Source organism: Streptomyces clavuligerus (assembly GCF_005519465.1).
GTDB classification, from domain to species: domain Bacteria; phylum Actinomycetota; class Actinomycetes; order Streptomycetales; family Streptomycetaceae; genus Streptomyces; species Streptomyces clavuligerus.
Window position 1 is genome coordinate 6,023,082 of record NZ_CP027858.1, and the last position, 24,378, is coordinate 6,047,459.

The 24,378-nt window shown below is 73.7% G+C and carries 24 protein-coding genes and 1 riboswitch; of the genes, 10 read left to right on the top strand and 14 right to left on the bottom strand.

All coding sequences use genetic code 11. The features are described 5' to 3' along the window. Positions 1-30: 30 nt before the first annotated feature. From CRV15_RS25480 to CRV15_RS25490, 3 genes are all read left to right on the top strand, one after another. On the top strand, positions 31-1,044 hold the full coding sequence (locus tag CRV15_RS25480) for a DMT family transporter (RefSeq protein ID WP_009995406.1): 1,014 nt from the start codon (positions 31-33) through the stop codon (positions 1,042-1,044). A gap of 781 nt (positions 1,045-1,825) precedes the next feature. Beyond that, positions 1,826-2,020, top strand: a complete 195-nt coding sequence (locus tag CRV15_RS25485) for a hypothetical protein (RefSeq protein ID WP_009995405.1) — start codon at positions 1,826-1,828, stop codon at positions 2,018-2,020. Between the two features lie 245 nt (positions 2,021-2,265). Beyond that, on the top strand, positions 2,266-3,033 hold the full coding sequence (locus CRV15_RS25490; RefSeq protein ID WP_009995404.1) for a GntR family transcriptional regulator: 768 nt from the start codon (positions 2,266-2,268) through the stop codon (positions 3,031-3,033). Positions 3,034-3,237: 204 nt separating this feature from the next. On the opposite strand, the gene CRV15_RS25495 is transcribed toward CRV15_RS25490, so the two are convergent. The 4 genes from CRV15_RS25495 to CRV15_RS25510 all read right to left on the bottom strand — a co-directional run bounded on the left by CRV15_RS25495 (position 3,238) and on the right by CRV15_RS25510 (position 7,773). Then, positions 3,238-4,395, bottom strand: a complete 1,158-nt coding sequence (locus tag CRV15_RS25495; protein ID WP_029182834.1) for an ROK family transcriptional regulator — start codon at positions 4,393-4,395, stop codon at positions 3,238-3,240. A gap of 426 nt (positions 4,396-4,821) precedes the next feature. Then, on the bottom strand, positions 4,822-5,400 hold the full coding sequence (mug, locus tag CRV15_RS25500) for a G/U mismatch-specific DNA glycosylase (protein WP_174391399.1): 579 nt from the start codon (positions 5,398-5,400) through the stop codon (positions 4,822-4,824). Continuing rightward, positions 5,397-6,839, bottom strand: a complete 1,443-nt coding sequence (purB, locus tag CRV15_RS25505) for an adenylosuccinate lyase (RefSeq protein ID WP_029182833.1) — start codon at positions 6,837-6,839, stop codon at positions 5,397-5,399. The genes mug and purB overlap by 4 nt, the downstream gene beginning before the upstream one ends. A 151-nt stretch (positions 6,840-6,990) precedes the next feature. Beyond that, positions 6,991-7,773, bottom strand: a complete 783-nt coding sequence (locus tag CRV15_RS25510) for an SGNH/GDSL hydrolase family protein (protein ID WP_003959612.1) — start codon at positions 7,771-7,773, stop codon at positions 6,991-6,993. A 72-nt stretch (positions 7,774-7,845) separates the two neighbouring features. Here CRV15_RS25510 and CRV15_RS25515 point away from each other — a divergent pair, with 72 nt between their 5' ends. Then, positions 7,846-8,916, top strand: coding sequence for a hypothetical protein (locus CRV15_RS25515; RefSeq protein WP_003959611.1), 1,071 nt, complete (start codon positions 7,846-7,848; stop codon positions 8,914-8,916). Between the two features lie 98 nt (positions 8,917-9,014). On the opposite strand, the gene CRV15_RS25520 is transcribed toward CRV15_RS25515, so the two are convergent. The 7 genes from CRV15_RS25520 to bioB all read right to left on the bottom strand — a co-directional run bounded on the left by CRV15_RS25520 (position 9,015) and on the right by bioB (position 16,227). After that, positions 9,015-10,028: a hemolysin family protein gene (locus CRV15_RS25520; protein ID WP_003959610.1), complete on the bottom strand. Its 1,014-nt coding sequence runs from the start codon at positions 10,026-10,028 to the stop codon at positions 9,015-9,017. Continuing rightward, a complete protein-coding gene (locus CRV15_RS25525) occupies positions 10,025-11,407 on the bottom strand; it encodes a hemolysin family protein (RefSeq protein ID WP_003959609.1) in 1,383 nt (460 codons plus the stop codon). Before CRV15_RS25525 ends, CRV15_RS25520 begins: the two co-directional genes overlap by 4 nt. Positions 11,408-11,673: 266 nt before the next feature. Next, a complete protein-coding gene (locus tag CRV15_RS25530; RefSeq protein ID WP_003959608.1) occupies positions 11,674-12,144 on the bottom strand; it encodes a GNAT family N-acetyltransferase in 471 nt (156 codons plus the stop codon). Positions 12,145-12,319: 175 nt separating this feature from the next. Next, positions 12,320-12,676 carry a VOC family protein gene (locus tag CRV15_RS25535; protein ID WP_003959607.1) on the bottom strand — a complete coding sequence of 119 codons (357 nt, stop codon included), beginning with the start codon at positions 12,674-12,676 and terminating at the stop codon, positions 12,320-12,322. Between the two features lie 5 nt (positions 12,677-12,681). Beyond that, the gene (gene bioD / locus CRV15_RS25540; RefSeq protein WP_003959606.1) at positions 12,682-13,434 is read right to left on the bottom strand and encodes a dethiobiotin synthase; all 753 of its coding nucleotides are present in this window, start codon (positions 13,432-13,434) and stop codon (positions 12,682-12,684) included. 191 nt (positions 13,435-13,625) lie between these two features. Beyond that, on the bottom strand, positions 13,626-14,948 hold the full coding sequence (locus tag CRV15_RS25545; RefSeq protein ID WP_003959605.1) for an adenosylmethionine--8-amino-7-oxononanoate transaminase: 1,323 nt from the start codon (positions 14,946-14,948) through the stop codon (positions 13,626-13,628). After that, complete coding sequence (bioB, locus tag CRV15_RS25550; protein WP_003959604.1) at positions 14,941-16,227, bottom strand: biotin synthase BioB; 1,287 nt, start codon at positions 16,225-16,227, stop codon at positions 14,941-14,943. The genes CRV15_RS25545 and bioB overlap by 8 nt, the downstream gene beginning before the upstream one ends. 295 nt (positions 16,228-16,522) lie before the next feature. Between bioB and CRV15_RS25555 the strand changes: the two genes are divergently transcribed. Continuing rightward, entirely contained in the window at positions 16,523-17,773 is a 1,251-nt protein-coding gene (locus tag CRV15_RS25555) for an 8-amino-7-oxononanoate synthase (RefSeq protein ID WP_003959603.1), read from the top strand. A gap of 179 nt (positions 17,774-17,952) precedes the next feature. Here CRV15_RS25555 and CRV15_RS25560 read toward each other — a convergent pair whose 3' ends face one another. The 3 genes from CRV15_RS25560 to CRV15_RS25570 all read right to left on the bottom strand — a co-directional run bounded on the left by CRV15_RS25560 (position 17,953) and on the right by CRV15_RS25570 (position 19,906). Further along, the gene (locus tag CRV15_RS25560; RefSeq protein WP_009995396.1) at positions 17,953-18,429 is read right to left on the bottom strand and encodes a C40 family peptidase; all 477 of its coding nucleotides are present in this window, start codon (positions 18,427-18,429) and stop codon (positions 17,953-17,955) included. A 3-nt stretch (positions 18,430-18,432) separates the two neighbouring features. After that, positions 18,433-18,587, bottom strand: a riboswitch (cyclic di-AMP (ydaO/yuaA leader). Between the two features lie 345 nt (positions 18,588-18,932). Then, on the bottom strand, positions 18,933-19,247 hold the full coding sequence (locus tag CRV15_RS25565; RefSeq protein ID WP_003959600.1) for a hypothetical protein: 315 nt from the start codon (positions 19,245-19,247) through the stop codon (positions 18,933-18,935). Further along, positions 19,244-19,906 carry an ATP-dependent Clp protease proteolytic subunit gene (locus CRV15_RS25570; protein WP_003959599.1) on the bottom strand — a complete coding sequence of 221 codons (663 nt, stop codon included), beginning with the start codon at positions 19,904-19,906 and terminating at the stop codon, positions 19,244-19,246. The genes CRV15_RS25565 and CRV15_RS25570 overlap by 4 nt, the downstream gene beginning before the upstream one ends. Positions 19,907-20,004: 98 nt before the next feature. On the opposite strand from CRV15_RS25570, the gene CRV15_RS25575 reads away from it, so the two are divergent. The 5 genes from CRV15_RS25575 to CRV15_RS25595 all read left to right on the top strand — a co-directional run bounded on the left by CRV15_RS25575 (position 20,005) and on the right by CRV15_RS25595 (position 23,876). Beyond that, complete coding sequence (locus tag CRV15_RS25575; protein WP_003959598.1) at positions 20,005-20,307, top strand: type II toxin-antitoxin system Phd/YefM family antitoxin; 303 nt, start codon at positions 20,005-20,007, stop codon at positions 20,305-20,307. A gap of 413 nt (positions 20,308-20,720) precedes the next feature. Further along, positions 20,721-21,023, top strand: a complete 303-nt coding sequence (locus CRV15_RS25580; protein WP_009995390.1) for an urease subunit gamma — start codon at positions 20,721-20,723, stop codon at positions 21,021-21,023. A 10-nt stretch (positions 21,024-21,033) separates the two neighbouring features. Then, entirely contained in the window at positions 21,034-21,414 is a 381-nt protein-coding gene (locus tag CRV15_RS25585) for an urease subunit beta (RefSeq protein WP_009995389.1), read from the top strand. After that, positions 21,407-23,128, top strand: a complete 1,722-nt coding sequence (locus CRV15_RS25590; RefSeq protein ID WP_003959594.1) for an urease subunit alpha — start codon at positions 21,407-21,409, stop codon at positions 23,126-23,128. Before CRV15_RS25585 ends, CRV15_RS25590 begins: the two co-directional genes overlap by 8 nt. 13 nt (positions 23,129-23,141) lie before the next feature. Next, a complete protein-coding gene (locus CRV15_RS25595) occupies positions 23,142-23,876 on the top strand; it encodes an urease accessory protein UreF (protein ID WP_003959593.1) in 735 nt (244 codons plus the stop codon). Positions 23,877-24,378: the final 502 nt, after the last annotated feature.

Below are 24,378 nucleotides of genomic sequence, written 5' to 3' on the forward strand. Positions count from 1 at the left end.
GGGACCGCCGCACTGCCTAGCGTCGGCTCCATGAACCACCCGCCCCAGGACCACCGGCGCGCCGCCCTGCACGGCGTGCTCCTCGTCTCCTTCGCCTACTGCCTCGTCGGCGCCTCGTTCACCGCCAACAGCCTCCTCGGCGACTACCCGTACGCCGGAGGGCAGGCCGTCCGCTACGCCCTCGCCTTCCTGCTGCTGCTCCCGCTGCTCGGCGGCCGGGCCGCCATCGCCCCGGTCCGTGCCCTGACCCCGCGTCAGTGGGGCCGGATCGCCCTGCTCGCCGGGGTCGGCATGGTCGGCTTCAACCTGGCCGTCCTGGCCGCCGAACGCACCGCGGAACCCGCCGTCCCCGGGGTGTTCGTCGGCTGCGCCCCCGTGATCGTCGCCGTGCTCGTCCCCCTGATGGACGGCCGCCGCCCCACCCGGCCCGTCCTGTACGGCGCGCTCCTCGTCGCCGCCGGAGCCTTCACTGTCCAGGGCTGGGGGCGCACCGACGCCGTCGGCGTCCTGTGGTCGGTGGCCGCGCTCGTCGGCGAGGTCGGGTTCGCGGTGCTCGCGGCGCCGGTGCTGCGCCCGCTCGGCCCCCGGCTGCTCACGGCCTGCGTCTGCGGGGTCGCGGCGGTCGAGTCGGCGGCCGTCGGGCTGCTCGTGGACGGGGCGGAGTGGATACGGATGCCCGGTCAGCAGGAGGCGTGGGCGCTGCTCTGGCAGGCGGCGGTGGTCACCGTCATCGGCTTTGTCGCCTGGTACATGGGCATCCAGCGGATCGGCACGGAGCGGGCCACCCTCTTCACCGGGCTGATCCCGGTGGCCGCCGCGCTCAGCGCGCCCCTGGTGGGCACGGGGGCCTTCGGCGCCGCCCAGGCGGCGGGAGGCGTGCTGGTCGGAGCGGGCGCCGTGCTCGGCTCGGGGCTCTTCGGCTTCCGGGCGGACCGTGCCCCGTCCACCGGTATCGGGGATTCCGCCCCCACCGCCGCCGGTACGGAGGACTCCGCGCCGTCCGACGCCACCGGCGCCGTTCCCGTCACGAGAGCGATGGAGTGATGGGGTGATGGAGCGATGGAAGTGATGAAAGTGACAAAGAATATCGAGAGCGCCCAAGGCGCTGAAGGTGACCGAAGTGACTGAAGCGATCTCTGGGCAAGGAGACGGGGAATCCGGAGGAACCGGCGCCAGGGCGGGCCGCGTTCGCTGAGCACTGCCGAGGGCCGCGCGGGCGGGCCGGGGTCGCGGAGAGCCGCCCCGGCCCGCCCGCGCGTCAACGGCTCTCCCGCGCCATTCCTTTTTGTCGGTCCTTGTATATGACTCCGGGTCGGTCCGCTTGCCCCGGCGTGACATGATCGAGAGGGAAATGTCCGCCACCGTGTGTGTTGCTTCCTTGTGTCGCCCCTGTTCGGAGCCGAATGAACGTGCTCCGCTCGGAATTACCCGCAAGTAGTCACGGGTTCCCGGGACGGACGGGCGCCGGTGGACCGCGGACCCGACGAATCCGGCCGGAAGACATATGACGTTCCGGAGTCGCCTGGACACGCGGGCGCGGGTGGGCTGGGATGGAGGGGTGGCAGAGCGGACCCCCACCGATGTCCCCGAAACGCACCGTCCCGTCCCCGTGCCGACGACGGCGGTCCGCCGTATGTCCGGGCGGTCGGCGGGAGTGGGCGTCGTGGGGTACCGCACACCACCCGGCCCGCTCGCCCACGCGGGGCGCCCGATCGGCGACGGTGGGGGCGGAGCCGGGACACCGCGACCGACATCACCACGGATCGGGCCGCCGTCACCTGCGTCACCACGGATAATGGTGCACGCGGAGTCCTGTGGGCATTCCGTGGTCGCCGCTGGAGGACCGGTTCCGGACACGGAGAACCGGTTCGCCGAGCGCAAGGGTGCCACGGCACTGTCCGCGCTCTCCGCCGGAAAGCCGGACAGCGTCGTCCAGGCAGGTCGTGCGGGCGGACGCGCGCACGGCGGCGTCGACATGGTGCCCAACCCCGACAAATGCGCCGGGGTGACGTTCATGTGAGCCCTTTTGTGCACGTCAGAGCCCTGTCCAAAAAGACATGGGTCTCGGGCGGCGCGCGTTTGACTGGGGTGCTAACAGCCTGTGAACGCTTTCCCCGTCACGTCGACTTAACCGGGTGACACACGCAGGATTGGTCTTGACCAAGGTGCCGCGCCGCCCTATGGTCGGCAGAGATAGTGCAGGAACCTTTAATAAACAAGGGCGCGAAAAAGCCGCCGCTGACACGGCGAATGCGGAGGATCAGGGTGGGGACCACGCAGCTGGAATCAGTGCCGGAACCGAAGTACTGGCACCTCAAGACCGTGATCGGGGAGGCGCTCGACTCCGATTTCTCGGTGGGCGAGATCCTTCCGAACGAACGGGACCTGGCAGCGCGGTTCGGGGTCGCCCGCGCGACACTGCGCCAGGCCCTCGAACAACTGGAACTGGAAGGGCGGTTGCAGCGACGCCGCGGTGTGGGCACGACCGTCGCCCCGCCGCGCATGGGGGTGGAGGTCTCCACCACCCAGCAGGCGTGGCCGGGTTCCGCCCAGGACGCCTGGCAGTCGTTCGACTGCGCCAAGGCCGTGCCGCCCGCCGCGGTGGCCCGGCTGCTCGGAACCGTCGCCGAGGAGGAGACGTACACCCTGCGCAGACTGCGGGTGACCCATGGGCAGCCGGTCGCGGCCGAACAGCTCTATGTCCCGGCCGCGTCGGTGCCGGAGCTGTCGGCGATCGACGCGCCGCCCGGCACCGCCCGGGCCCGTGCCGTCCTGCGCGAGCTGCAACGTCTCGAACTGGAGGGACAGGACCGCGCCGTGGAGCTGGGGTCCGCCCGTGCCGACGACGCCAAGGAGCTGGACCGGCTCCCCGGTGCGCCGGTGCTGCTGGTCACCACCCGGTACTTCTCCGGCGGCCGGACCGCGGCGGTGACGGTGGCGACCTATCGCGCCGACACCTGCCGGCTCACCTTCGGGGCCTCGGGCGACGTCGAGATAAGCCATCACGACCAGGAGACGCGCCGCGCCTCCTGACCCGCCGCCGACACCACGGCCACGACGGCCACGCACAGCGCACAGGACCGCCGGGAAGGCTCATGCCTCCCGGCGGTCCTGTGCGCTGTGCCGCCCCGGTGGCCCGCGCGGCAGGCAGGTACCCAGGCAGGGACCGCTGCCACGCACAGACCGTGACAGGCCGGGCCGGGACGGTGCGAACGAGGGGGGACGGGCGAACGGGGGTCAGCGACGGGCCGCCGTCGCGCCCTCCACCGCGAACAGCTCCTCCTCGACATGGTCGAGGGCCAGCCGCAGCGCGCCCGTGGCCACCGCCGCCTCCCGGAGCAGCGACAGGGTCACCCGCGGGGGCCGCAGACAGTAGCGCGCCAGCTCCGCCCGGAGCGGGGCGAGCACCCCGTCGAGACCGGACGCCCAGCCGCCGATCACCACCAGCTCCGGATCGAGCGCCAGCACCAGCGCCGCCACATTGTGCACGAGCCGCTGGATGAACCGGTCGACCGCCGCGGTGGCCCGTGGATCACCCTGCTTGGCCAGGGCGAAGACCTGCGCCACCGCGGGCTCGTCCAGCGGGTGCAGCGGCTCGTCGGTGGTCGAGAGCAGCGCCTCCGGGGTCGCCTCGCGCCCCAGCAGATGCAGCGCCCCGATCTCCCCGGCCGCCCCGCCGAAGCCCCGGTGCAGCCGGCCGCCGATGAGCGAACCCGCGCCCGGGCTCAGCCCGGCCAGCACGAAGACGACGTCGTCGGAGTCCTTCGCCGCGCCCTTCCAGTGCTCGGCGACCGCCGCCGCGTTGGCGTCGTTCTCCACCAGCACCGGACAGCGGAACGAGCGCTGGAGCCGCTGTCCGAGCGGGAGCCCGGTCCAGCCGGGCAGGGCCGTGCCCAGCCGTACGGTGCCGTCCGCCTCCACGATGCCCGGGGTGCCGACCCCGACGGCCCGCAGACTGGTCCGGGGCACCCCGGCGCGGCGCAGTACATCCGCGATCACCTGACGGACCCGTTCCAGCCGCTCGTCGGCCGACGCGGCCTCCGGGACCTCGCGGTGTCCCGCGCCGATGATCCGTCCGTCCAGGCCCGACACGAGTGCCGCGACCCGGTGCGGACCGATCTCCACCCCGAGCAGATGCCCCGCCTCGACCCGGAAGCGGAACCTCCGGGCGGGACGGCCCTGACGGCGCGCCCCGCCCTCCTCGGGCTCCGACTCACTGACCAGACCGGCTTCGATCAGTCCCTCGATCACGCCCTCGACCGTGGGGCGGGAGAGCCCCGTGAGCCGCGTGAGGTCCGTCAGCGTCGGGGAACCGGCGCCCCGCAGCGCATGGAGTACCACCGCGGAGTTGATCCGCCGCAACAGGGACGGGTCCCCGCCGGTCAGCCGCCCCACCATGTGTCCTTCCAGCCCTCACTCGTGCAGCTCGGGCGCGTGTGTCTGCCGGATCGTACTCGCTCGCCCGTCCGACGTGCACGATCGATGCAGGGGGTGCAACGGGGCCCGCCCCGGGACCGCCGATCGCGGGCCGCCCGGCGCCCTCTCTTCCCGAGGCGCCGCTCCCCGGCGGCGGCCGTGGGGCGGCCCTGGGACGGGGCCCGTCCTTCCGGGGCGCGGCGGCGTTTCCTCCGACACGTTTGCCGCGTTTGCCGCGTTCCGGTCCGTCGTCCGTCGTCCGTCGTCCGTCGGTGGAGGTCGGTAGCGGTCGGTGGCGGTAGCGGTCGGTGGCGGCAGCGGTCGCGGACGGTGGTGCGGGGCCCGGCGGCCCCGGAGGTCCGTCCCGCAGGCCCCGGCGCCCTCGGCGACGGTCCGTCAGAACCCTCAGGAGGTGCCCGTGCGGCCCGTCCCCGGTCCCCCGCCGGCGGGCCCGAAGGCCGCCTCCCGCAGCCGTCCGAACTCCTCGGCCATCGATTCGGTGGTCCAGTGGGCGTTCAGACCACTGGGATTGGGCAGCACCCAGATCCTTGTCCCGCCGATCGCGCGCTCCTGCGGCCCGATCCGCGCCTTCGGCTCCCGGAACGCGGTGCGGTAGGCGGTGACGCCGACGACGGCGAGCCACCGGGGCCGCAGCCGCCCGACCTTCGCCCGCAGCAGCTCCCCGCCCGCGCGGAACTCGTCGGCGGCCAGCTCGTCGGCGCGGGCGGTGGCCCGCGCCACCACATTGGTGATGCCCAGACCGAGGCCGGGCAGCTCCCCCTGCTCCTCGGGCCGGAGCTGTCGGGGGGTGAAACCGGAACGGTGCAGCACCGGCCAGAAGCGGTTGCCCGGCCGGGCGAAGTGGTGCCCGGTGGCCGCCGACATCAGCCCGGGGTTGATCCCGCAGAAGAGCACGGCGAGGCCGTCCGCGACCACGTCGTCGACGAGGTGGTCACGGGCGGCCGCCAGCTCCTCGGGTGTCAGAGGATCGCCCCGGGGGCGTACCCCGCGGCGGCCGGGTGCGCCGCCGCGATCTCCTCGATCCGCGCGACCACCGACGCGACCTGGTCGGCGGCGGCACCCGTGAAGGACAGCCGGTCCGCCATCAGGGCGTCGAGCCCGGCGCGGTCCAGCGGGATGCGCGCGTCGGCGGCGAGCCGGTCCAGCAGGTCGTTGCGGTCGGCGCCGCCCTCCCGCAGGGCCAGCGCCGCGGCCACCGCGTTCTCCTTGATCGCCTCATGGGCCTCCTCGCGGCCCACACCGGCGCGCACCGCGCCCATCAGCACCTTGGTGGTGGCCAGGAAGGGCAGATACCGGTCCAGCTCACGGGCGACCACGGCGGGGAAGGCGCCGAACTCGTCCAGCACGGTGAGGAAGGTCTCCAGCAGCCCGTCGAGGGCGAAGAACGCGTCCGGCAGGGCCACCCGGCGCACCACGGAGCAGGAGACGTCGCCCTCGTTCCACTGGTCGCCCGCCAGCTCGCCCGTCATGGACGCGTAGCCGCGCAGGATCACCATCAGGCCGTTGACGCGCTCGCAGGAGCGGGTGTTCATCTTGTGCGGCATGGCCGACGAGCCGACCTGTCCCGGCTTGAAGCCCTCGGTGACCAGCTCGTGCCCGGCCATCAGCCGGATCGTCTTCGCGAGCGAGGACGGCGCGGCGGCGAGCTGCACCAGCGCGGTGACGACCTCGTAGTCGAGCGAGCGCGGGTAGACCTGGCCCACCGAGGTGAACGCCTGTCCGAAGCCCAGATGACCGGCGATCCGGTGCTCCAGCCCGGCCAGCTTCCCGGCGTCGCCGCCCAGCAGGTCCAGCATGTCCTGCGCGGTGCCGACGGGGCCCTTGATCCCACGCAGCGGATAGCGGGCGATCAGCTCCTCGACCCGGCCGTACGCCACCAGCAGCTCGTCCGCCGCCGTGGCGAAGCGCTTGCCCAGCGTCGTGGCCTGCGCGGCCACATTGTGCGAACGGCCCGCCATGACCAGCTCGGCGTACTCGCCGGAGAGCCGGCCGAGCCGGGCCAGCACCGCGACCGTACGGTCCCGCACCAGCTCCAGCGAGAGCCGGATCTGGAGCTGTTCGACGTTCTCGGTCAGATCCCGCGAGGTCATGCCCTTGTGGATCTGCTCATGCCCGGCGAGCGCGTTGAACTCCTCGATCCGGGCCTTCACATCGTGGCGGGTGACGCGCTCCCGCTCGGCGATCGAGGCCAGGTCCACCTGGTCGAGCACGCGCTCGTAGTCCGCCAGGGCGGCCTCGGGCACCTCGATGCCGAGGTCCTTCTGGGCACGCAGCACGGCGAGCCAGAGCCGCCGCTCCAGCCGTACCTTCTCCTCGGGGGACCACAGGGCGGCCAGCTCCACGGAGGCATAGCGGCCGGCCAGGACATTGGGGATGCGAGGCTTCGCAGACACAGCAGTCACGTAGCCAGATTCTACTGGTGATTCGTGCAGGCCAGAGCGCTGGTCCCGGTTGTACGTTGCTACGAGGGCACCCGCGCCCGGGACAGGTGCCACGGGCGCGGGTGCGACGGGCCGGTGCGGACCGCGCGCCGGGCCCGGCGCACGGTCCGTTTCAGCTGCCCGGGGGCGGCTCGTACGGCAGCAGCTCGGGCCGCTTGGGCGGCAGGTCGTCCCCGGAGGAGCGGCCCGTGAGCCGACGCCCGATCCAGGGTCCCAGATGGCGCCGGGCGAACCGCAGATCGCCCGCCCGCCGCGCGGTCCACCCCGGGACCGCCGCCGGAGGCAGCGGAGCCCGCCAGTCCTCCCGGGCCGGGAGCCCGAGGGTCTGCCAGACGGCCTCGGCGACCCGGCGGTGCCCCTCGGCCGTCAGATGCAGCCGGTCCGCGTCCCACAGCCGGGGATCGCCGAGCGCGCCGGAGCCGTAGAGATCCACGACCAGCGCGCCGTGCCGGGCCGCCACCGTGTCCACATGCGCGAACAGCTCCTCCATCCGGGGGCGGAACCGGTCCATGACCGGGCCGTTCCGCCCGGGGCTGCGCATGAGGACGAGCCGTCGGCACGACGGGGCGAGACGCTCCGCCGCCTCGTCCAGCAGCCCCTTCACCCGGCCCATGTCACAGCGGGGGCGCAGGGTGTCGTTGAGCCCGCCCACCAGCGTCACCACGTCCGCGCGCATCGCGGCGGCGGGGCCGGTCTGCTCCGCGACGATCTGACCGATGAGCTTTCCGCGCACGGCGAGATTCGCATAACGGAAGCCCGGGGTACGCGCCGCGAGCCGGGCGGCGAGAAGGTCCGCCCAGCCCCGGTAGGTACCGTCCGGCAAAAGGTCGGACATGCCTTCGGTAAAGGAATCGCCCACCGCGACAAAGCTTGTGTAGTCGGCATTCATCTGCATGGCGATGCGATCGTACCGCGCGGTACGGTCCCGTTCCCCGGTTCCGTTTCCCGGTCCCGATCCGGAGGTGGAATGCCTGTGAGTGACGCGCTGCTGAGCACGGTGACCGAGGCACTGGCGGAGCTGATGACCTCTGTTTCCGTCTGCGACGACAGAGTGCTCGACCGGGACATCGCGGATCAGTGGCTGGAGACGACCAGTCTGCTGCTGAACCGGCTCTCCCCGGCGGACCGCCGGACCCTGTCGGGGCTGCTGCGCGACACCGCCCGGCGGCGGCCGGTGGGGGAGTGGCGCGACGACCTGCTGCGGATTCCCGAGGAGTTCGGGCTCGACGACGACCCGCACGAGCTGTACTGCGACGCCGCCGCCGATCTGGTCCGCCGCCTGGTGAAGGCGGTACGGGGGAGCGACCCGGCGACGGAGCTGCCCGGCAGGCCCGGCCGGGTGCTCGCCGACCTCGTCCGCGAGCACGGCGCCCTGCACCGCCGCACGGAGCGGCTGCTCGGCCCCGGAGTCCCTGGCGGCGTCCCGTGCGGAGCGGACACCGGGCCGTGCGCCGCGCCGCGCGGTGCGCGGTGCGACGGGTGCGACACGCCGCCGGACGACCCGGCGGACCGCCCCGACTGGCTGGCCCGGGGCGCGGCGGCGGCCCTGGCGGCGCTGCGCGGGGCCGACCCGGAGGCACCAGTTCCAGGTCCGGGGCCGGTGCGGCGGACACGGTTCCACTCCCGGCGGCTCTTCCTGGAGACGGTGGTCGGGCTCGCCGACGCCGAGCTGGCCCTCGGCCAGGAGCCGCGCATCCCGCCGGAGACCGGGGCGGACGGGATCGAGGAGTATCTGGAGAACCTGCCGTACGACACCGCCGCCGCCGGGCGGATCGGTGGGCTGCCGGACGGGGTCCTGCGGCTGGACGCGGTCGACTCCGGGGCGGTCTGGACGGTCACCGTGACGGACGGCGCGCCCGGCTGGACCGCCACCGCCACCGCCACGGGCACCGCCACCGCGGCACGGGTCCGGGTCCAGGGCTCGGCCGGGGATCTGCTGCTGTTTGTCCGGGGCCGCCACCGGCCCGGCCACCCGAAGCTCCGGATCAGCGGCGACCGCGGGTTCCTGGACCGCTGGCTGGCCGCGACCGCCCGCTGAGAAGCCCCCGGCCCCGCGCCGGGCGGGACCGGAACGCACGGCGGCCCGTGCCCCCGGAGGGACACGGGCCACCGCCCCGGAAGGTGCCGGGAGAGGGGTCAGTCGGTTCTGCCGACCAGCTCGCGGAGCACGTCCTCCATCGCCACCAGGCCCACCGGGGCCCCGTCCTCGTCGACCACCGCCGCCAGATGGGTGCGGCTGCGGCGCATCGCGGTGAGGACGTCGTCCAGCGGCGTCGCGGCCCGGACCCGGGCGATCGGCCGCAGGGCCGACACCGGGAAGGGCACATCGCGCGGAGCCGCGTCCAGGGCGTCCTTCACATGGAGGTAGCCGACGATGCCCCGACGGGTGTCCCGGACCGGGAAGCGGGAGAAGCCGGACTCGGCCGACAGCCGCTCCAACTGCTCCGGCGTGATGCTCACCTGCGCGTACACCACCCGCTCGACCGGCACCACGACATCGCGCACCGGGCGGCGGCCCAGCTCCAGCGCGTCGCGGAGCCGTTCCGCCGAGCGGTCGTCCAGCAGCCCCGCGTCACCCGCGTCCGCCACCAGCCGGGCCAGCTCGTCGTCCGAGAAGGTCGCGGACACCTCGTCCTTGGTCTCCACCCGCAGCAGCCGCAGCAGCGTGTTGGCGAAGGCGTTGATCGCGAAGATCACCGGCCGCAGCGCCCGGGCGAGCGCCACCAGCGGCGGCCCCAGCAGCAGCGCGCTGCGCGTCGGCTCGGCGAGCGAGATGTTCTTGGGCACCATCTCGCCCAGCAGCATGTGCAGATAGGTGGCGAGAGACAGCGCGATCACGAACGAGATCGGATGGATCGCGCCCTCGGGCACACCCAGCGAGTGGAACACCGGCTCCAGCAGATGGGCGATCGCGGGCTCGGCGACGATACCGAGCACCAGGGTGCACAGCGTGATACCGAGCTGCGCCACCGCCAGCAGCGCCGACACATGCTCCAGACCCCACAGCACGCTCCGGGCCCGCCGGTTGCCCGCCTCGGCCTCCGGCTCGATCTGGCTGCGGCGCACCGAGATCATCGCGAACTCGGCGCCGACGAAGAAGGCGTTGACCACGAGGGTCAGCAGACCGATCAGAAGTTGGACCGCGATCATCGTCCGGCCTCCCCGGTCCGGTCGGCGGCGCCGCCGTGACCGGCGTCGTCACCCTGCTCGGTCTCCCCGCCGGAACCGGTCGGGGCGTGCATCAGCACCCGGGCGGCGCGCCGCCCGGAGGCGTCCACGACATCGAGGCGCCAGCCGTCGAGGTCGATGTGGTCGCCCTCGGCCGGGATGCGTCCCAGCTCGGTGGCGACCAGCCCGGCCAGGGTCTCGTACGGCCCCTCGGGCACCTTCAGACCCACCTGTTCCAGCTGGTCCGTCCGGGCCGCGCCGTCCGCCGACCAGAGCGGCCGTCCGTCGGCGTCCTCGCCCGCCGGGGCGAGGTCCGGGGTCTCGTGCGGGTCGTGCTCGTCCCGCACCTCACCGACGACCTCCTCGACGATGTCCTCCATCGTGACGACACCGGCGGTGCCGCCGTACTCGTCGATGACGACGGCCATCGTGGAGCGCCCGCCGAGCCGGTCCATCAGCCGGTCCACGGTCAGCGACTCGGGGACGAGCACGGGCTCGCGCAGCACCCCGGCCACGCCGGTGCGGAGCCGGTCCTCGGCGGGGATCGCCAGGACGTCCTTGACATGGGCGATACCGACGACAGTGTCCAGGTTGCCCCGGTAGACGGGGAAGCGGGAGAGGCCGGTGGCGCGGGTGGCGTTGGCGACGTCCTCCGCGGTGGCCGACGCCTCCAGCGCCGTGACCTGGACCCGGGGGGTCATCACATTCTCGGCGGTCAGCTCGGCGAGGCTCAGGGTGCGCACGAACAGCTCGGCGGTGTCCGCCTCCAGCGCTCCCTCCTTGGCCGAGTGCCGGGCGAGCGCCACCAGCTCCTGCGGGCTGCGGGCGGAGGCCAGCTCCTCGGTGGGCTCCATGCCGAGGCGCCGCAGAATGCGGTTGGCGGTGTTGTTGAGATGGCTGATCAGCGGCCTGAAGGCGCTGGTGAACAGCCGCTGCGGGGTCGCCGTCACCTTCGCGACGGCCAGCGGCGAGGAGATGGCCCAGTTCTTGGGGACCAGCTCGCCGACGACCATGACCACGACGGTGGAGAGCGCGGTGCCGAGCACCAGCGCCACGGACGAGGCGATGGAGGGGGACAGGCCCAGATCCTCCATGGGGCCCCGGATCAGCTTGGAGATCGAGGGCTCGGAGAGCATGCCGATGACCAGATTGGTCACGGTGATGCCGAGCTGGGCACCGGAGAGCTGGAAGGTGAGCCCGCGGACCGCCTTGAGAGCACTGGCGGCCCCGCGTTCGCCGCGTTCGACGGCACGTTCGAGGTCACCGCGTTCGACGGTGGTGAGGGAGAACTCGGCCGCGACGAACACACCGCAGGCGAGGGCGAGCAGCAGTGCCACGAACAGGAGGAGCACTTCGGTCATCGGGCCACCTCCGTCCCACGGCGCGTCACGGGCGGAAGGAGGGCTCGATGTCTGCTACTGGGAGGCTCGTCCATGGACGGACGCTCACACCTTTCATGGGGTACGGGGAGTTCCCATCGTAAAGGACGGGCAAAGTTCCTGGATGGGAAGGGTCGTACCAGACTATCCGCAGCCTCCCGGAGCGCACCGGCCGTGCGCCGGCGGACCGTCCCGGCCCCACCGGCCGGAGCCGGGGAGCCGGGACGGACGATCGGGTCCGGTCGCGCTCAGTGACCGGCGGCGGGCTCGGCGTACGGCTTCACCCAGCGCCGCCAGCGCTCCTCCCGCCGGTACCCCGCGGACGCCCAGGCCCGCTGCGCCCGGTCGTTGGCCTCCAGGACCATCGCGTCCCCGCGCCGTCCCCCGACCGCGGCGAAACGGGCCTCCGCCGCCGCCAGGAGCACGGTGGCGATACCGCGCCGCCGGTACGGGGGGAGCACGGCGAGCCGGTAGAGCGAGCACCGCCAGCCGTCCCAGCCCGCGATCACCGAGCCCACCAGCAGACCGTCCGCCTCGGCCAGGATGAGCGCGTCGGGGTCGCGGCGGATCAGCCGGGTGACCCCGTCGACGTCGTCGGTGATGCTCGTGCCCTCGGCCGCCTCGGCCCAGAAGGCGAGAACGGTCTCCGCCTCGTCGGGTGTGGCGGTCCGTATCCGCACGTCGTCGCTGGGCGCATCATGTCTGAGCTGATCGTTCATGGGCCGAGCCAAACATGGACGGGCCGCGCCGACCAGCGGGTTTTCGCGGCAGGCGGGCGGGGGCCGCCACCCGGGAGGCTCCCTGCGGGCTCGCCGGAGCCGCCGCCGGGCGGCTCCCGTACCGGCAAGGGGGCCGCTGCCCGGGTGGCTCCCGTATCGGCTCACGGGGCCGGGCTCAGCCCCCGGCGACGAAGCAGAACTCGTTCCCCTCGGGGTCCCGCAGCACCTGGAAGCGGCCCTGCGGGTCGCTCACCACCGGACCCACCCGGGTGGCGCCGAGCGCCACGGCCCCGTCGGAGGCCCGCTCCACCTCCCCGCCCTCGGCGTCGAGGTCCAGATGGAGCCGGTTCTTTCCGGACTTCCCCTCCGGCACCCGCTGGAACGCGACACGCACCCCGCCGTCCGGCGGGTCCACGTACGACCAGTCGGGACCGCGGTCCACCGGTTCCCCGCCCAGCAGCGCCGCCCAGAAGCGGACCAGCCGGGCCGGGTCGTGACAGTCGAGGACGATCTCGTTCAGCCGTGCGCGCATGGGTGTCAGCGTAGGGCCGCGGCGGCGGCCACGGGCCGTCGGACCGGTGCCGCCGCCGGTGCCGGTGGAGCGCTCGCGGTGGGCCGGCGCCCGCCCAGGGACGGCGCGAACCAGTCCGCCGCCCGGGCCCGGAAATCGGCCGGGGAGAGCCGGCCCGCGCCCTCCGGCACGGCCCCGAGCAGGGGCGCCCCCGCGGCCTCCGGGAGGTCCAGCAGATTGCAGCGGTCGGCCAGCCCCGGCACGGCGGGCCAGCTCCCGACGACCACCCCGAGCTGTGCCACACCGCGCGCCCGCAGCGCCTCACCGGTCAGCGCCACGGAATTGAGGGTGCCGAGTCCGGCGGACGCGACGACGAGGACGGGCGCGGCCAGCAGCCGGGCGGTGTCCGCGAGCGTCGAGCCCCCCGCGTCGAAGCGGACGAGCAGCCCGCCCGCGCCCTCCACCAGGACCAGGTCGTACGCGCCGGACAGCGCGGCGATCCGGTCGGCGACCTCCTCGGCGCCGGGGCCGGGGACCCCCGCCCGCCGCGCCGCCGTCGCCGGGGCCAGCGGCTCGGGGAAGCGCACCAGCTCCAGGGTGTGCGCCGGGCCGCCGAGCCGCACCACCTCGGCCAGGTCCCCGGGCTCCCCCTCGGCCACGCCCGTCTGGGCCGGTTTCACCACGGCGACCCGCCGCCCCTGGGCGAGGGCGACGAGCCCCGCGGTGACGACGGTCTTCCCGATGTCGGTCCCGGTGCCCGAGACCACGATGACGGACATCGCGCTGTTCTGCCTTTCTCCCGCTTCTTCCCCAGGGGCCGTGCCAGCCCCTGGAATCACCCGCTCCGAGCCCGTGACCCGTTCCGGCCCCCGGCTCCTCCCGAACCTGTTCCGGGCCCGTTCCGGATCTGCCCCGGGCTCCTCCCGAACCCGTTCAGGCCCCCCTCCGGACCCGCTCCGGCGCGCGCCGCTCAGCCCGCTGCCGCCGCCGCGCGCAGCGCCGTGCACACCCGCGCCAGATCCTCGTCCTCCGTCACATAGGGCGGCATCGTGTAGATCAGGTTCCGGAACGGCCGCAGCCACACCCCCGCGCGGACCGCCGCCCCGGTGGCCGCCGCCATGTCCACCGGATGGTCCAGTTCGACGACGCCGATCCCGCCGAGGACGCGTACGTCCCGCACCCCGGGCAGCTCCGCCGCGCCCGCGAGCCCGTCCCGCAGCCCCGCTTCGAGCCGCTTGACCTCCCCGGCCCAGTCCTGGCCGAGCAGCAGATCGATCGAGGCGTTCGCCACCGCGGCGGCCAGCGGGTTGGCCATGAAGGTCGGTCCGTGCGCCAGGACCGGGACCTCGCCCCGGGAGATGCCGTCCGCGACGGCCGAGGTGCACAGGGCCGCCGCCATCGTGAGATAACCGCCGGTCAGCGCCTTGCCCAGACACATCACATCGGGCGAGACCCCGGCCGCGTCCGCCGCGAAGAGCGTCCCGGTGCGGCCGAAGCCGGTCGCGATCTCGTCGAAGACCAGCAACACGTCATGGGCGTCGCACGCCTCCCGCAGCACCCGCAGATACGCGGGGGAGTGGAACCGCATCCCGCCCGCGCCCTGCACCACCGGCTCCACGATCACCGCGGCCAGCTCATCGGCGTGCCGGGCGATCATGTCCCGCAGCCGCCGCGCGTACACCTCGTCGAACTCCGCCGGGGGCGCGTCCGCGAAGAGCTGCCGGGGCAGCACCCCCGCCCAGAGCTGGTGCATCCCGCCGTCGGGGTCGCAGACCGCCATGGGCTGCCAGGTGTCGCCGTGGTAGCCGCCGCGCCAGGTCAGCAGCCGGCGCTTGGCCGGGCGACCGGTGGAGCGCCAGTACTGGAGGCACATCTTCACCGCGACCTCGACGGAGACCGACCCCGAGTCGCAGAGGAAGACATGGCGCAGCGGCTCGGGGGTGATCTCCACCAGCCGGGCCGCCAGCCGGACGGCGGGCTCATGGGTCAGCCCGCCGAACATCACATGGCTCATCCGGTCGAGCTGGGCCCTGGCCGCGTCGTTGAGGACGGGGTGGTTGTAGCCGTGGATCGCCGACCACCAGGAGGACATGCCGTCGATCAGCTCGGACCGCCCGTGGGCGGGTTCGGCCAGCCGCAGCCGCACCCCGGAGGCCGAGTCGACCACCAGCGGGTCGACCCGGCCCGGCATGGGCCCGTACGGATGCCAGACATGGGCCCGGTCGAGGGCGAGCAGCTCCTCCGTCGGGGTAGGGGAGGTGTCCGTGGTGGACAGTGCCGGGGTCTCAGGCATTGGGCGCCAGATCCGTGCCCGCGCCCCGGCGTCGCACGGTCACCAGGTCGGTGCGCGCGCCCGGACGCGCGCCCGGCATGTGATTCCCGCCGTCCTGCCCCGGCGCCCCGGCGCTCCGCGCGGCCTCCGCGCCGTCCCGCGGCTCCTCCCCGCCGTCCCGGCCGGTGCCGCCGCAGGGGGAGCACCCGCCCGGGTGCCCGCCGGTGCCGTGGGACGCCGTGCCCTCGTCGTCCCGCGCGCCGCAGACCGGGCCGCAGCCACCGCCCGCCGTGTCCCTCCGGTGTGCCGGGAGCGTGGTGGTCTCCGTGCCCTCCACCTCGAAGCCCGCGTCGGCGATCATGTCCAGATCGGCCTGACCCGCCTGGCCCTCGCTGGTCAGATAGTCGCCCAGGAAGATCGAGTTCACCAGGTGCAGCGCCAGCGGCTGGAGGGTGCGCAGATGCACCTCGCGTCCGCCCGACAGCCGTACCTCCACGTCCGGGCAGACGAACCGGGTCATCGCGAGGATGCGCAGACAGTGCTGCGGCGTCAGGTTCCACTCCTTGGCGAGCGGGGTGCCCTCGAACGGGATGAGGAAGTTCACCGGCACCGAGTCCGGGTCCAGCTCGCGCAGCGAGAGGACGACGTCGACGAGGTCGGCGTCGCTCTCGCCCATGCCCGCGATCAGACCGGAGCAGGCGGAGAGCCCCGCCGCCTGCGCCTGCCGCACGGTGTCCACCCGGTCCGCGTAGGTGTGGGTGGTGGTGATGGCGCCGTAGGTGGCCTCGGAGGTGTTCAGATTGTGGTTGTACGCGTCGGCCCCCGCCTCCCGCAGCCGTTCGGCCTGACCGGCCGACAGCAGCCCGAGACAGGCGCAGACCTCGACGCCCTCGTTCCCCTCCTTGATGGCCTCGATGGTCCGCGAGACACGGTCGACGTCGCGGTCGGTGGGCCCGCGTCCGCTGGCGACGAGGCAGACGCGCTTCGCGCCGCCCGCGACCCCGGCCGCCGCCGCCTTCGACGCCTCGTCCGGCTTCAGCCAGGTGTACTTCAGGATCTCCGCCGTGGACCCGAGCCGCTGGGAGCAGTAGTTGCAGTCCTCGGGGCACAGGCCGGACTTGAGATTGACGAGATAGTTGAGTTTCACCCGCCGTCCGAACCAGTGGCGGCGCACCCTGCCCGCCGCCGCGACCACGTCGAGCAGTTCGTCGTCGGAGGTCGCCAGCACGGCGAGCGCCTCTTCACGGGTCGGCAGCTCCCGCCGCAGCCCCTTCTCCACCAGCGTGTTCAGCAGGTCCATGGGGTTGATCCTGACGCACCGCACACGCCGTGGGAAAGGCGGAACTCGACAACAGACCCCGCGGCGAGGTGTGCGTATGGACACATCCCCGCCAGGGGGCGCCACGGCTATGGTCTGTGGACCATGAACAAAACCGCCACCCCGGGGCCCCTGTCGCCCCTCGGTGCGGAATGGTTTATTCCGACGGAATGACCAGAGTCGCCGGAACCGTCGGAATGAACCAGAGCCGCCTGAATCACCAGAGCCGCCTGAATCACCGCATCACCGGATCACCGGAGAAGAGGATCTGAGGACCATGACGCAGGACCCCTTCACCCGGGACCCCTCCGCCGGGGAGCCCTCCGCCCGGGACCCCTTCGACTGGATCGAGCACGAGGCCCGCCGCCGCCGGGACGCGGGTCTCGTCCGGACGCTGCGCCCCCGTACCGCCGGGACCGGGCCGCTGGATCTGGCGGGCAACGACTATCTGGGACTCTCCCGGCACCCCGCCGTCATGGAGGCGGCGGCCGGGGCGGCCCGCCGCTGGGGCGCGGGCGCCACCGGCTCCCGGCTGGTCACCGGAAGCACCGCGCTCCACGCCGAACTGGAGCGGGAACTCGCCGCGTTCTGCGGCTTCGAGTCCGCCCTCGTGCTGTCCTCCGGCTACGCGGCCAATCTCGCCGCGGTCACCGCGCTCGCCCCGCGGGAGACCCTCCTCGTCTCCGACGCGGCCAACCACGCGTCGATCGTGGACGGCTGCCGGCTCGCGCGCGGCCGGACGGAGGTCGTTCCGCACCGCGACCCGGGCGCCGTGCGCGCCGCGCTCGCCGGGCACGGTGCCGGGCGCGCGCTCGTGGTCAGCGACGCCGTCTTCTCGGTGGACGGGGACGCGGCCCCGCTGTCCGAACTGGCCGGGGTGTGCCGGGCCCACGGCGCCGCGCTGCTCGTGGACGACGCCCACGGGCTCGGCGTCCTCGGCGCGGGCGGCCGGGGGGCGCTGCACGCGGCGGGGCTCGCGGGCGCCCCGGACGTGGTCGCGACGGTGACGCTCTCCAAGGCCCTGGGCAGCCAGGGCGGCGCCGTCCTCGGGCCCGCCCGCGTCATCGACCATCTGGTGAACACGGCGCGCTCCTTCGTCTTCGACACGGGGCTGGCCCCGGCGGCCACCGGGGCCGCCCTCGCCGCGCTGCGGCTGCTGCGGGAGCGCCCCGGGCTCGCGGAGCGGGTGCGGACGGCCGCTCTGGCTCTGTACGGGGGGCTGACGGAACGGGGGTACGCGGCCTGCCGCCCCGATGCCGCCGTGGTGTCCGTACGGGCTCCGTCGCCCACGGCCGCCGTCGAGTGGGCCGCCCGCTGCCGTGCGGAGGGGCTCGCCGTGGGGTGCTTCCGTCCCCCGTCGGTGCCGGACGGCGTCTCCCGGCTGCGGCTGACGGCCCGTGCGGATCTGACCGAGCGGCAGATCGCCCGCGCGGTGGCCACGGTGGACGCGACCGCTCCGGGCGGGGCGCGGGGGACGGCCGCGGCTGCGGGGGCCGTGTCGGCCCGGACGGCCGTCGTCCCCGGCTGAGCGCCCGAGGGCACCCCGCCGGGGATCGACGACGGCGGCACGGTGGTGGCGCGACGGCGGCGGCACGGCGGTGACGCCGGCGCCCCGGGGAGCCCGGCCGACGGCCCGTCAGCGCGCCCCGGACCGCGGGGCGCGCGGCCCCGGCCCCGTGGACCCGTCCGGGCCGGTGGCCGCGTCGCTCACCCCACGCGGCCGTATCGGACGTTCTTGGTCCAGATCTTGTCCAGCTTCACCCAGGAACCCCTCTTCGGGGAGTGCCAGATCTTTCCCTTACCGGCGTAGATCCCGACGTGGTAGACGTAGCCGCGGGAGTGGAAGAAGACCAGGTCCCCGGCCTTGCGCTTGGACGCGGTCACCCGCTTGGTCTTGTTGAACTGCTGCTGCGCGGTCCGCGGCAGCTTCTTGCCGGCCTTCTTGTACGAGTAGAGAGTCAGCCCCGAGCAGTCGAATCGGCTCGGCCCGGTCGCGCCGTACCGGTAGGGCGCGCCCTTCTTGGAGGCCGCCACCTTGAGCGCCTTGGTCGCGTGGGCGGTCGCGGCGTGTGCCTCCGCGGTGCCTCCGGGCACCAGGAGCGATCCGCCGACCGCCGCGAGGGTGAGGGCCGAGACGGCCCCCGCGCGGCTCATCAGGAACGGGACAGTGTTCTGCGCAGTCATGCGCAACCCTTCGTCAGCCGCCTGTGAAGGATGACCTGTCGGGTTCGGGTGGACGAAGTTTCCCGGCCGCCGTGCGGCTTCACCCCGAGGAACGACCGGACCTGCCGGCTGTCCCGTACTGCTTGGGTCCTCCACTCCTGCCGAAGCACTCCTGTCGACCAATGTCCGCAGCGGCGGCAGGACTCGGCGTCCGCCCGGACCGCCCCGCCGAGGTGACGGGGGCTTGTCGTCCCAGGGATCTTGACCCACAACCCGATCAAATTCCGAGCGGAAACTGCGATATGTGAGTTTTACCACCATTGGTCTGTTCGGGTGGACACGGCCTTCGGGTGGTTCCGTTGTCGACACCTGAGCATGCCCGCACCAGCACCGGAATAAGATGTTCCGCTTATCCGGTCGACGTTCGCGCAACTCGACCGTATCCCGACCGTTATTCGCGAGTACATCATTCGGGGGATGCGATGTGGTACACGAATGGCGGTCGCAAGGCTGCGGACGGATGGTCAGGAAGCCTGTGGGGGTGGTAGGGAGACGCGTTGTGCTCTGCGCTCCCCGTCGAGCGCCCTGAGCGCCCGCGTGAGGGTCGCGGAGTACACCTCGTTCTCACCCCGGTCGTGCATGAGGGTCAGCGCGTCCCGCAGTGCGGTCGCCGAGCCGACCAGAGCCTGCGCCGCGCGCAGCGCACCGTAGGTATGGGTGGCGCGCCCCGGGTTGATCCGCCCCAGCAGATCCACCACGGCGAGATAGCTGTCCACCAGATCGCCTTCCGCGCGGGTCAGCGCGGGCAGCGGCGGTTCCGGCACCGGCACGCCGCTCATCCCGCCGGGGTCGCCGCGCGGCGGCTGAGGATCTGGTCCACCAGGCCGTACTCCAGGGCTCCGGCGGCGTCGAGCACGGTCGTCCGCTCCAGATCGGCCGCCACGCGCCGCTCGTCCCGGCCGGTGTGACGGGCCAGCAGCCCGGTGAACTGTGTCCGCTGTCGCAGCAGTTCCGCCGCGTGCAGCTCCAGATCGGACGGCTGCCCCACCGTCTTCTCCAGGGCGGGCCCGCTCAGGGCGATCCGCGCCCCGGGCAGCGTCAGCCGCCTGCCCGGGCTCCCGGCGGCGAGCAGCAGCGCGGCCGGGCCCGCGGCCTGTCCGACGCACACCGTCTCCACCGTGCAGCGGATGAGCTGGACGGTGTCGTGGATCGCGAGCACCGCGTCGAGCGACCCCCCGGGGGAGTTGATGTAGAGCGAGATCTCCCCGTCCGGCTGCGCGTACTCCAGGTGGAGGAACTGCGCGATCACATCGCCGACGGCGATGTCGTCCACGGGGGTGCCGAGGAAGACGATCCGCCCCTCCAGGAGCTTGGCGTACGGATCGAGGGTGCGCGGCCCGTACGGGGTCCGCTCGTGGAACTCGGGCAGGGTGTGGCGGGCCGCCGCCGGAGCGCGGCCGAGGGTCGGTGGGGCGGGGGAGTGCGCGGGGTTCGTCATCGGAGCTGCTGTCTCCTCACGGCGCGGCGGTGTCCCGGTCCTGATGGACCGGGCTCTGTAAAAAATGTACAGGATGTACAGGGCGTTATGATGGAGACATGGCGTATGAGATTCCGGTGACGCAGGCCAGGGCGGAGCTGGCGGAACTGATCAACCGTGTGGTCTACGGCGGCGAGCGGGTGACGGTGACCCGCCACGGCAAGCCGCTCGTGGCCCTGGTGTCCGCCGCCGACCTCGACCGGCTGGAGGAGCTGGACCGGCAGTCGGCGCGGGGCCACGAGGGCGCGGGCGACCCGGTGGTCGGCTCTGTCTCGACCCTGGGCGCCCCCACCGCCGCACCGGCAGAGCGGGGCCGTTTCGGTCTCACCGCCGAGTACCGCGGGCCGGAGGGCCGGGGCTGACGCCACCGCCACCGCCGGACCGGGCGCCCCGGTTTCCCCGCGTCCGGGTCGTGCGCGTGCCGGTCCGCGCGGGACGCGGTCCGCCGCCGCGCGCCGCGTACGCCGTTGTCCGGCCGTCCCCGCGGCCGTATGCTCCGGCGCCCGCCAGTGCTCCGGTGGCCTCGTGCCCCGCCGCGGGCGGCCGTTCCGACCCGTACGCCGTTCCGTCCCCTACGCCGTTCCGTCCCGTACGCCGTTCCGTTCCGTCCGGCCCACCGCGGCACGTCGGTCGGCGCGTCGGCCCGACCCGCCGGTGAGCGCGCCGGTCGACGCGTGAGTTAACGCGGTGGAAAAACTCCCGCTCTAACGTTCAGCTCCATTCGGTGACGCTCAGCGCGCTCGAACCCGGCCGGACGACAGTGAGGTGGGCACGGATGCGACTCTCCCCGCACGAGCAGGAAAGACTGCTGATCCATGTGGCCGCCGACGTCGCCGCCCGGCGGCGTGCCCGGGGGGTGCGGCTCAACCACCCCGAGGCGGTCGCCCTGATCACCTGTCACCTCCTCGAAGGCGCCCGCGACGGCCGGACCGTGGCCGAGCTGATGGATTCGGGTCGCCGGGTCCTCACCCGTGCCGAGGTGATGGAGGGCATCCCGGAGATGATCCACGACGTCCAGGTGGAGGCCACCTTCCCGGACGGCACCAAGCTGGTCACCGTCCATGACCCGATCGTCTGAGGGCGGGCCGATGATCCCCGGGGAGTTCCGCTTCGCCGCCGGGCCCGTCCCCCTCAACGAGGGCCGCGACGTCGTCCGTCTCACCGTCGTCAACACCGCCGACCGGCCCGTCCAGGTCGGCTCCCACTACCACTTCGCCGAGACCAACCCCGGTCTCTCCTTCGACCGCGCCGCCGCGCACGGACGGCGGCTGCACATCGCGGCGGGCACCGCCGTCCGCTTCGAACCCGGAATCCCGGTGGACGTGGAGCTGGTGCCGATCGGCGGCGCCCGGGTCGTCCCCGGGCTGCGGGGCGGGACCGCCGGGCCGCTGGACGGCCCCCGGCCGCCGGGGGAGCGCCGCACGGCCGGACCGGACGGCGCGGACGTGTGCGGAGACGGCCATGTCTGAGCTGGACCGGGCCGTCTACGCCGACCTCTACGGCCCCACCACCGGCGATCTGATCCGGCTCGCCGACACGGATCTCTTCGTCGAGATCGAGGAGGACCGCGCGGGCGGCCCCGGGCGCGCGGGCGACGAGGCGGTCTTCGGCGGCGGGAAGGTGATCCGGGAGTCCATGGGACAGGCCCGGACGACCCGGGCCGAAGGCGCGCCGGACACCGTGATCACCGGTGCCGTGATCCTCGACCACTGGGGGGTCGTCAAGGCCGATGTCGGCATCCGCGACGGGCGGATCACCGGCATCGGCAAGGCGGGCAACCCCGACACCATGGACGGGGTCCACCCCGAGCTGGTGATCGGCCCCGAGACGGAGATCATCGCGGGCCAGGGCAGAATCCTCACCGCCGGGGCGGTCGACGCCCATGTCCACTTCATCTCGCCCACCCTGATCGGGCAGGCGCTCGCCACCGGGATCACCACCCTGGTCGGCGGGGGCACCGGGCCCGCCGAGGGCACCAAGGCGACCACCGTCACCCCGGGGCCCTGGCACCTCGCCCGGATGTTCCAGGCGCTGGACACGCTGCCCGTCAACATCGGACTGCTGGGCAAGGGCAACACCATGGCAGCGGACGCGCTCCGCTCCCAACTGCGCGGCGGGGCGCTCGGGTTCAAGATCCATGAGGACTGGGGGGCCACGCCCGCCGTCATCGACGCGTGTCTGCGCGTCTGCGAGGAGACCGGCGCCCAGCTCGCCATCCACACCGACACCCTGAACGAGGCGGGGTTCGTCCAGGACACCCTGGCGGCCATCGCCGGGCGCACCATCCACGCGTACCACACGGAGGGGGCGGGCGGCGGCCACGCGCCCGACATCATCACTGTGGTCGGTGAGCCCCATGTGCTGCCCAGCTCCACCAATCCGACCCGGCCGCACACCGTCAACACGGTCGACGAGCACCTCGACATGCTGATGGTGTGCCACCACCTCAACCCGGCCGTCCCCGAGGACCTGGCCTTCGCCGAGTCCAGGATTCGGCCCGGGACCATCGCCGCGGAGGACGTTTTGCACGACCTCGGCGCGATCTCGATCATCTCCTCCGACTCCCAGGCCATGGGCCGGATCGGGGAGGTGGTGCTGCGGACCTGGCAGACCGCGCATGTGATGAAGCGGCGCCGGGGCGCGCTGCCGGGGGACGGCCGCGCGGACAACCGGCGGGCGCGGCGCTATGTCGCCAAATACACCATCAACCCGGCGGTGGCGCAGGGGCTCGACCGGGAGATCGGCTCCGTCGAGAGCGGGAAACTCGCGGATCTCGTGCTCTGGGAGCCCGCGTTCTTCGGGGTGCGGCCACTGCTGGTGATCAAGGGCGGGCAGATCGTGTACGCGCAGATGGGCGACGCGAACGCCTCGATCCCCACCCCGCAGCCGGTGCTGCCCCGGCCGATGTTCGGCGCGCTGGGGCGCGCGGCGGCGGCCGGTTCCCTCAACTTCACGGCCGGGGCCGCGATCGAGGACGGGCTGCCCGAGCGGCTCGGCCTGGACAAGCCCTTCGTCCCCATCGCGGGGACACGCGGGCTGACCAAGGCGGACATGCGGGAGAACGACGCGCTGCCCCGGGTCGAGGTGGACCCCGACACCTTCACCGTGACCATCGACGGGGAACCGGTCGACCCCGCGCCCGCCGCGGAACTTCCGCTGGCCCAGCGGTACTTCCTCTTCTGACGGGCCTCGACAGATGACCTCGCACCCCTCGCACCCCTCGACCCCTTGTCCCGCGGCGCCGCCGCCCTCCGGCGCGGGCGGGGCGCGCGCGGCGCTGCTGATCCTGGCCGACGGGCGGTTCCCCGCCGGAGGGCACGCGCACTCCGGCGGGGCCGAGGAGGCGATCGCGTCGGGGCGGCTCCGGGACACGGACGATCTCGCGGAGTTCTGCCGGGGGCGGCTCCACACCGCCGGGCTCACCGCCGCGGGGCTCGCCGCAGCCGCCGCCGACGGCTGGGACCTCCGGGAACTCGACGAGGCGGCCGACGCCCGGACGCCCTCGCCCGCGCTGCGGGCCGTCGCCCGCAGGCTCGGCCGGCAGCTCATCCGCGCGGCCCGGACGGTCTGGCCCGATCCCCGCCTCGACGCGCTCGCCGCCGCCGCGCCGCGCGGGGCGCATCAGCCCGTCGTCCTCGGACTGACCGCGCGCGTCGCCGGGCTCGGACCCGGGGACGCCGCGTACTGCGCCGGGTACGAGACGGTCGGCGCCCCCGTGAGCGCCGCCGTACGCCTGCTCGGCCTCGACCCCTTCGCCGCCACCGCCGTACTCGCCCGTCTCGCCCCCGACCTGGACCGCGTCGCCGCCCGCGCCACAGCCGCCGTACGGGAGGGCGGCGGCCCCGCCGCACTGCCCGCCGCGTCCGCGCCCCTGCTGGACATCACCGCCGAGCAGCACGCGGCCAGGCCGCTGCGGCTCTTCGCGTCCTGAACCGCCCCGGGGGTGTCCACCGTCCGAGGCTTCGCCTCACCGCTGGAGGTCTGTCCACTACCCGAGGCTTCGTCCGACCCCGGGGGGGGCGGCTCTACCGTCCGAAGGCCCGCCCCATGGCGGGAGCGCCGTCCGCCGTCCGCAGTCCCGTCCGACTGCTGGAGGGCTGTCCTCTGTACGAAGCCGCGCTTCACCGCCGAAGGGTTGTGCACGGTCCGGGGCTCCGTCCAGTCGCCGGGGGGCTGCCCGTCGTCCGAGGGCCGTCCGCTGTCCGAAGTCCTGTCCGACTGCTGGAGGGCTGTCCTCTGTACGAAGCCGCGCTTCACCGCCGAAGGGTTGTGCACGGTCCGGGGCTCCGCCCAGTCGCCGGGGGGCTGCCCGTCGTCCGAGGGCCGTCCGCTGTCCGAAGTCCTGTCCGACTGCTGGAGGGCTGTCCTCTGTACGAAGCCGCGCTTCACCGCCGAAGGGTTGTGCACGGTCCGGGGCTCCGCCCGGTTGCCGG

Excerpts from the sequence above, each read along its gene's own strand:
- CRV15_RS25480 (WP_009995406.1), top strand. The coding sequence starts at position 31 with ATGAACCACCCGCCCCAGGACCACCGGCGCGCCGCCCTGCACGGCGTG.
- CRV15_RS25510 (WP_003959612.1), bottom strand. The coding sequence starts at position 7,773 with ATGCAGATGAATGCCGACTACACAAGCTTTGTCGCGGTGGGCGATTCC.
- CRV15_RS25515 (WP_003959611.1), top strand. The coding sequence starts at position 7,846 with ATGCCTGTGAGTGACGCGCTGCTGAGCACGGTGACCGAGGCACTGGCG.
- CRV15_RS25520 (WP_003959610.1), bottom strand. The coding sequence starts at position 10,028 with ATGATCGCGGTCCAACTTCTGATCGGTCTGCTGACCCTCGTGGTCAAC.
- CRV15_RS25525 (WP_003959609.1), bottom strand. The coding sequence starts at position 11,407 with ATGACCGAAGTGCTCCTCCTGTTCGTGGCACTGCTGCTCGCCCTCGCC.
- CRV15_RS25530 (WP_003959608.1), bottom strand. The coding sequence starts at position 12,144 with ATGAACGATCAGCTCAGACATGATGCGCCCAGCGACGACGTGCGGATA.
- CRV15_RS25535 (WP_003959607.1), bottom strand. The coding sequence starts at position 12,676 with ATGCGCGCACGGCTGAACGAGATCGTCCTCGACTGTCACGACCCGGCC.
- bioD (WP_003959606.1), bottom strand. The coding sequence starts at position 13,434 with ATGTCCGTCATCGTGGTCTCGGGCACCGGGACCGACATCGGGAAGACC.
- CRV15_RS25545 (WP_003959605.1), bottom strand. The coding sequence starts at position 14,948 with ATGCCTGAGACCCCGGCACTGTCCACCACGGACACCTCCCCTACCCCG.
- bioB (WP_003959604.1), bottom strand. The coding sequence starts at position 16,227 with ATGGACCTGCTGAACACGCTGGTGGAGAAGGGGCTGCGGCGGGAGCTG.
- CRV15_RS25555 (WP_003959603.1), top strand. The coding sequence starts at position 16,523 with ATGACGCAGGACCCCTTCACCCGGGACCCCTCCGCCGGGGAGCCCTCC.
- CRV15_RS25560 (WP_009995396.1), bottom strand. The coding sequence starts at position 18,429 with ATGACTGCGCAGAACACTGTCCCGTTCCTGATGAGCCGCGCGGGGGCC.
- CRV15_RS25565 (WP_003959600.1), bottom strand. The coding sequence starts at position 19,247 with ATGAGCGGCGTGCCGGTGCCGGAACCGCCGCTGCCCGCGCTGACCCGC.
- CRV15_RS25570 (WP_003959599.1), bottom strand. The coding sequence starts at position 19,906 with ATGACGAACCCCGCGCACTCCCCCGCCCCACCGACCCTCGGCCGCGCT.
- CRV15_RS25575 (WP_003959598.1), top strand. The coding sequence starts at position 20,005 with ATGGCGTATGAGATTCCGGTGACGCAGGCCAGGGCGGAGCTGGCGGAA.
- CRV15_RS25580 (WP_009995390.1), top strand. The coding sequence starts at position 20,721 with ATGCGACTCTCCCCGCACGAGCAGGAAAGACTGCTGATCCATGTGGCC.
- CRV15_RS25585 (WP_009995389.1), top strand. The coding sequence starts at position 21,034 with ATGATCCCCGGGGAGTTCCGCTTCGCCGCCGGGCCCGTCCCCCTCAAC.
- CRV15_RS25590 (WP_003959594.1), top strand. The coding sequence starts at position 21,407 with ATGTCTGAGCTGGACCGGGCCGTCTACGCCGACCTCTACGGCCCCACC.
- CRV15_RS25595 (WP_003959593.1), top strand. The coding sequence starts at position 23,142 with ATGACCTCGCACCCCTCGCACCCCTCGACCCCTTGTCCCGCGGCGCCG.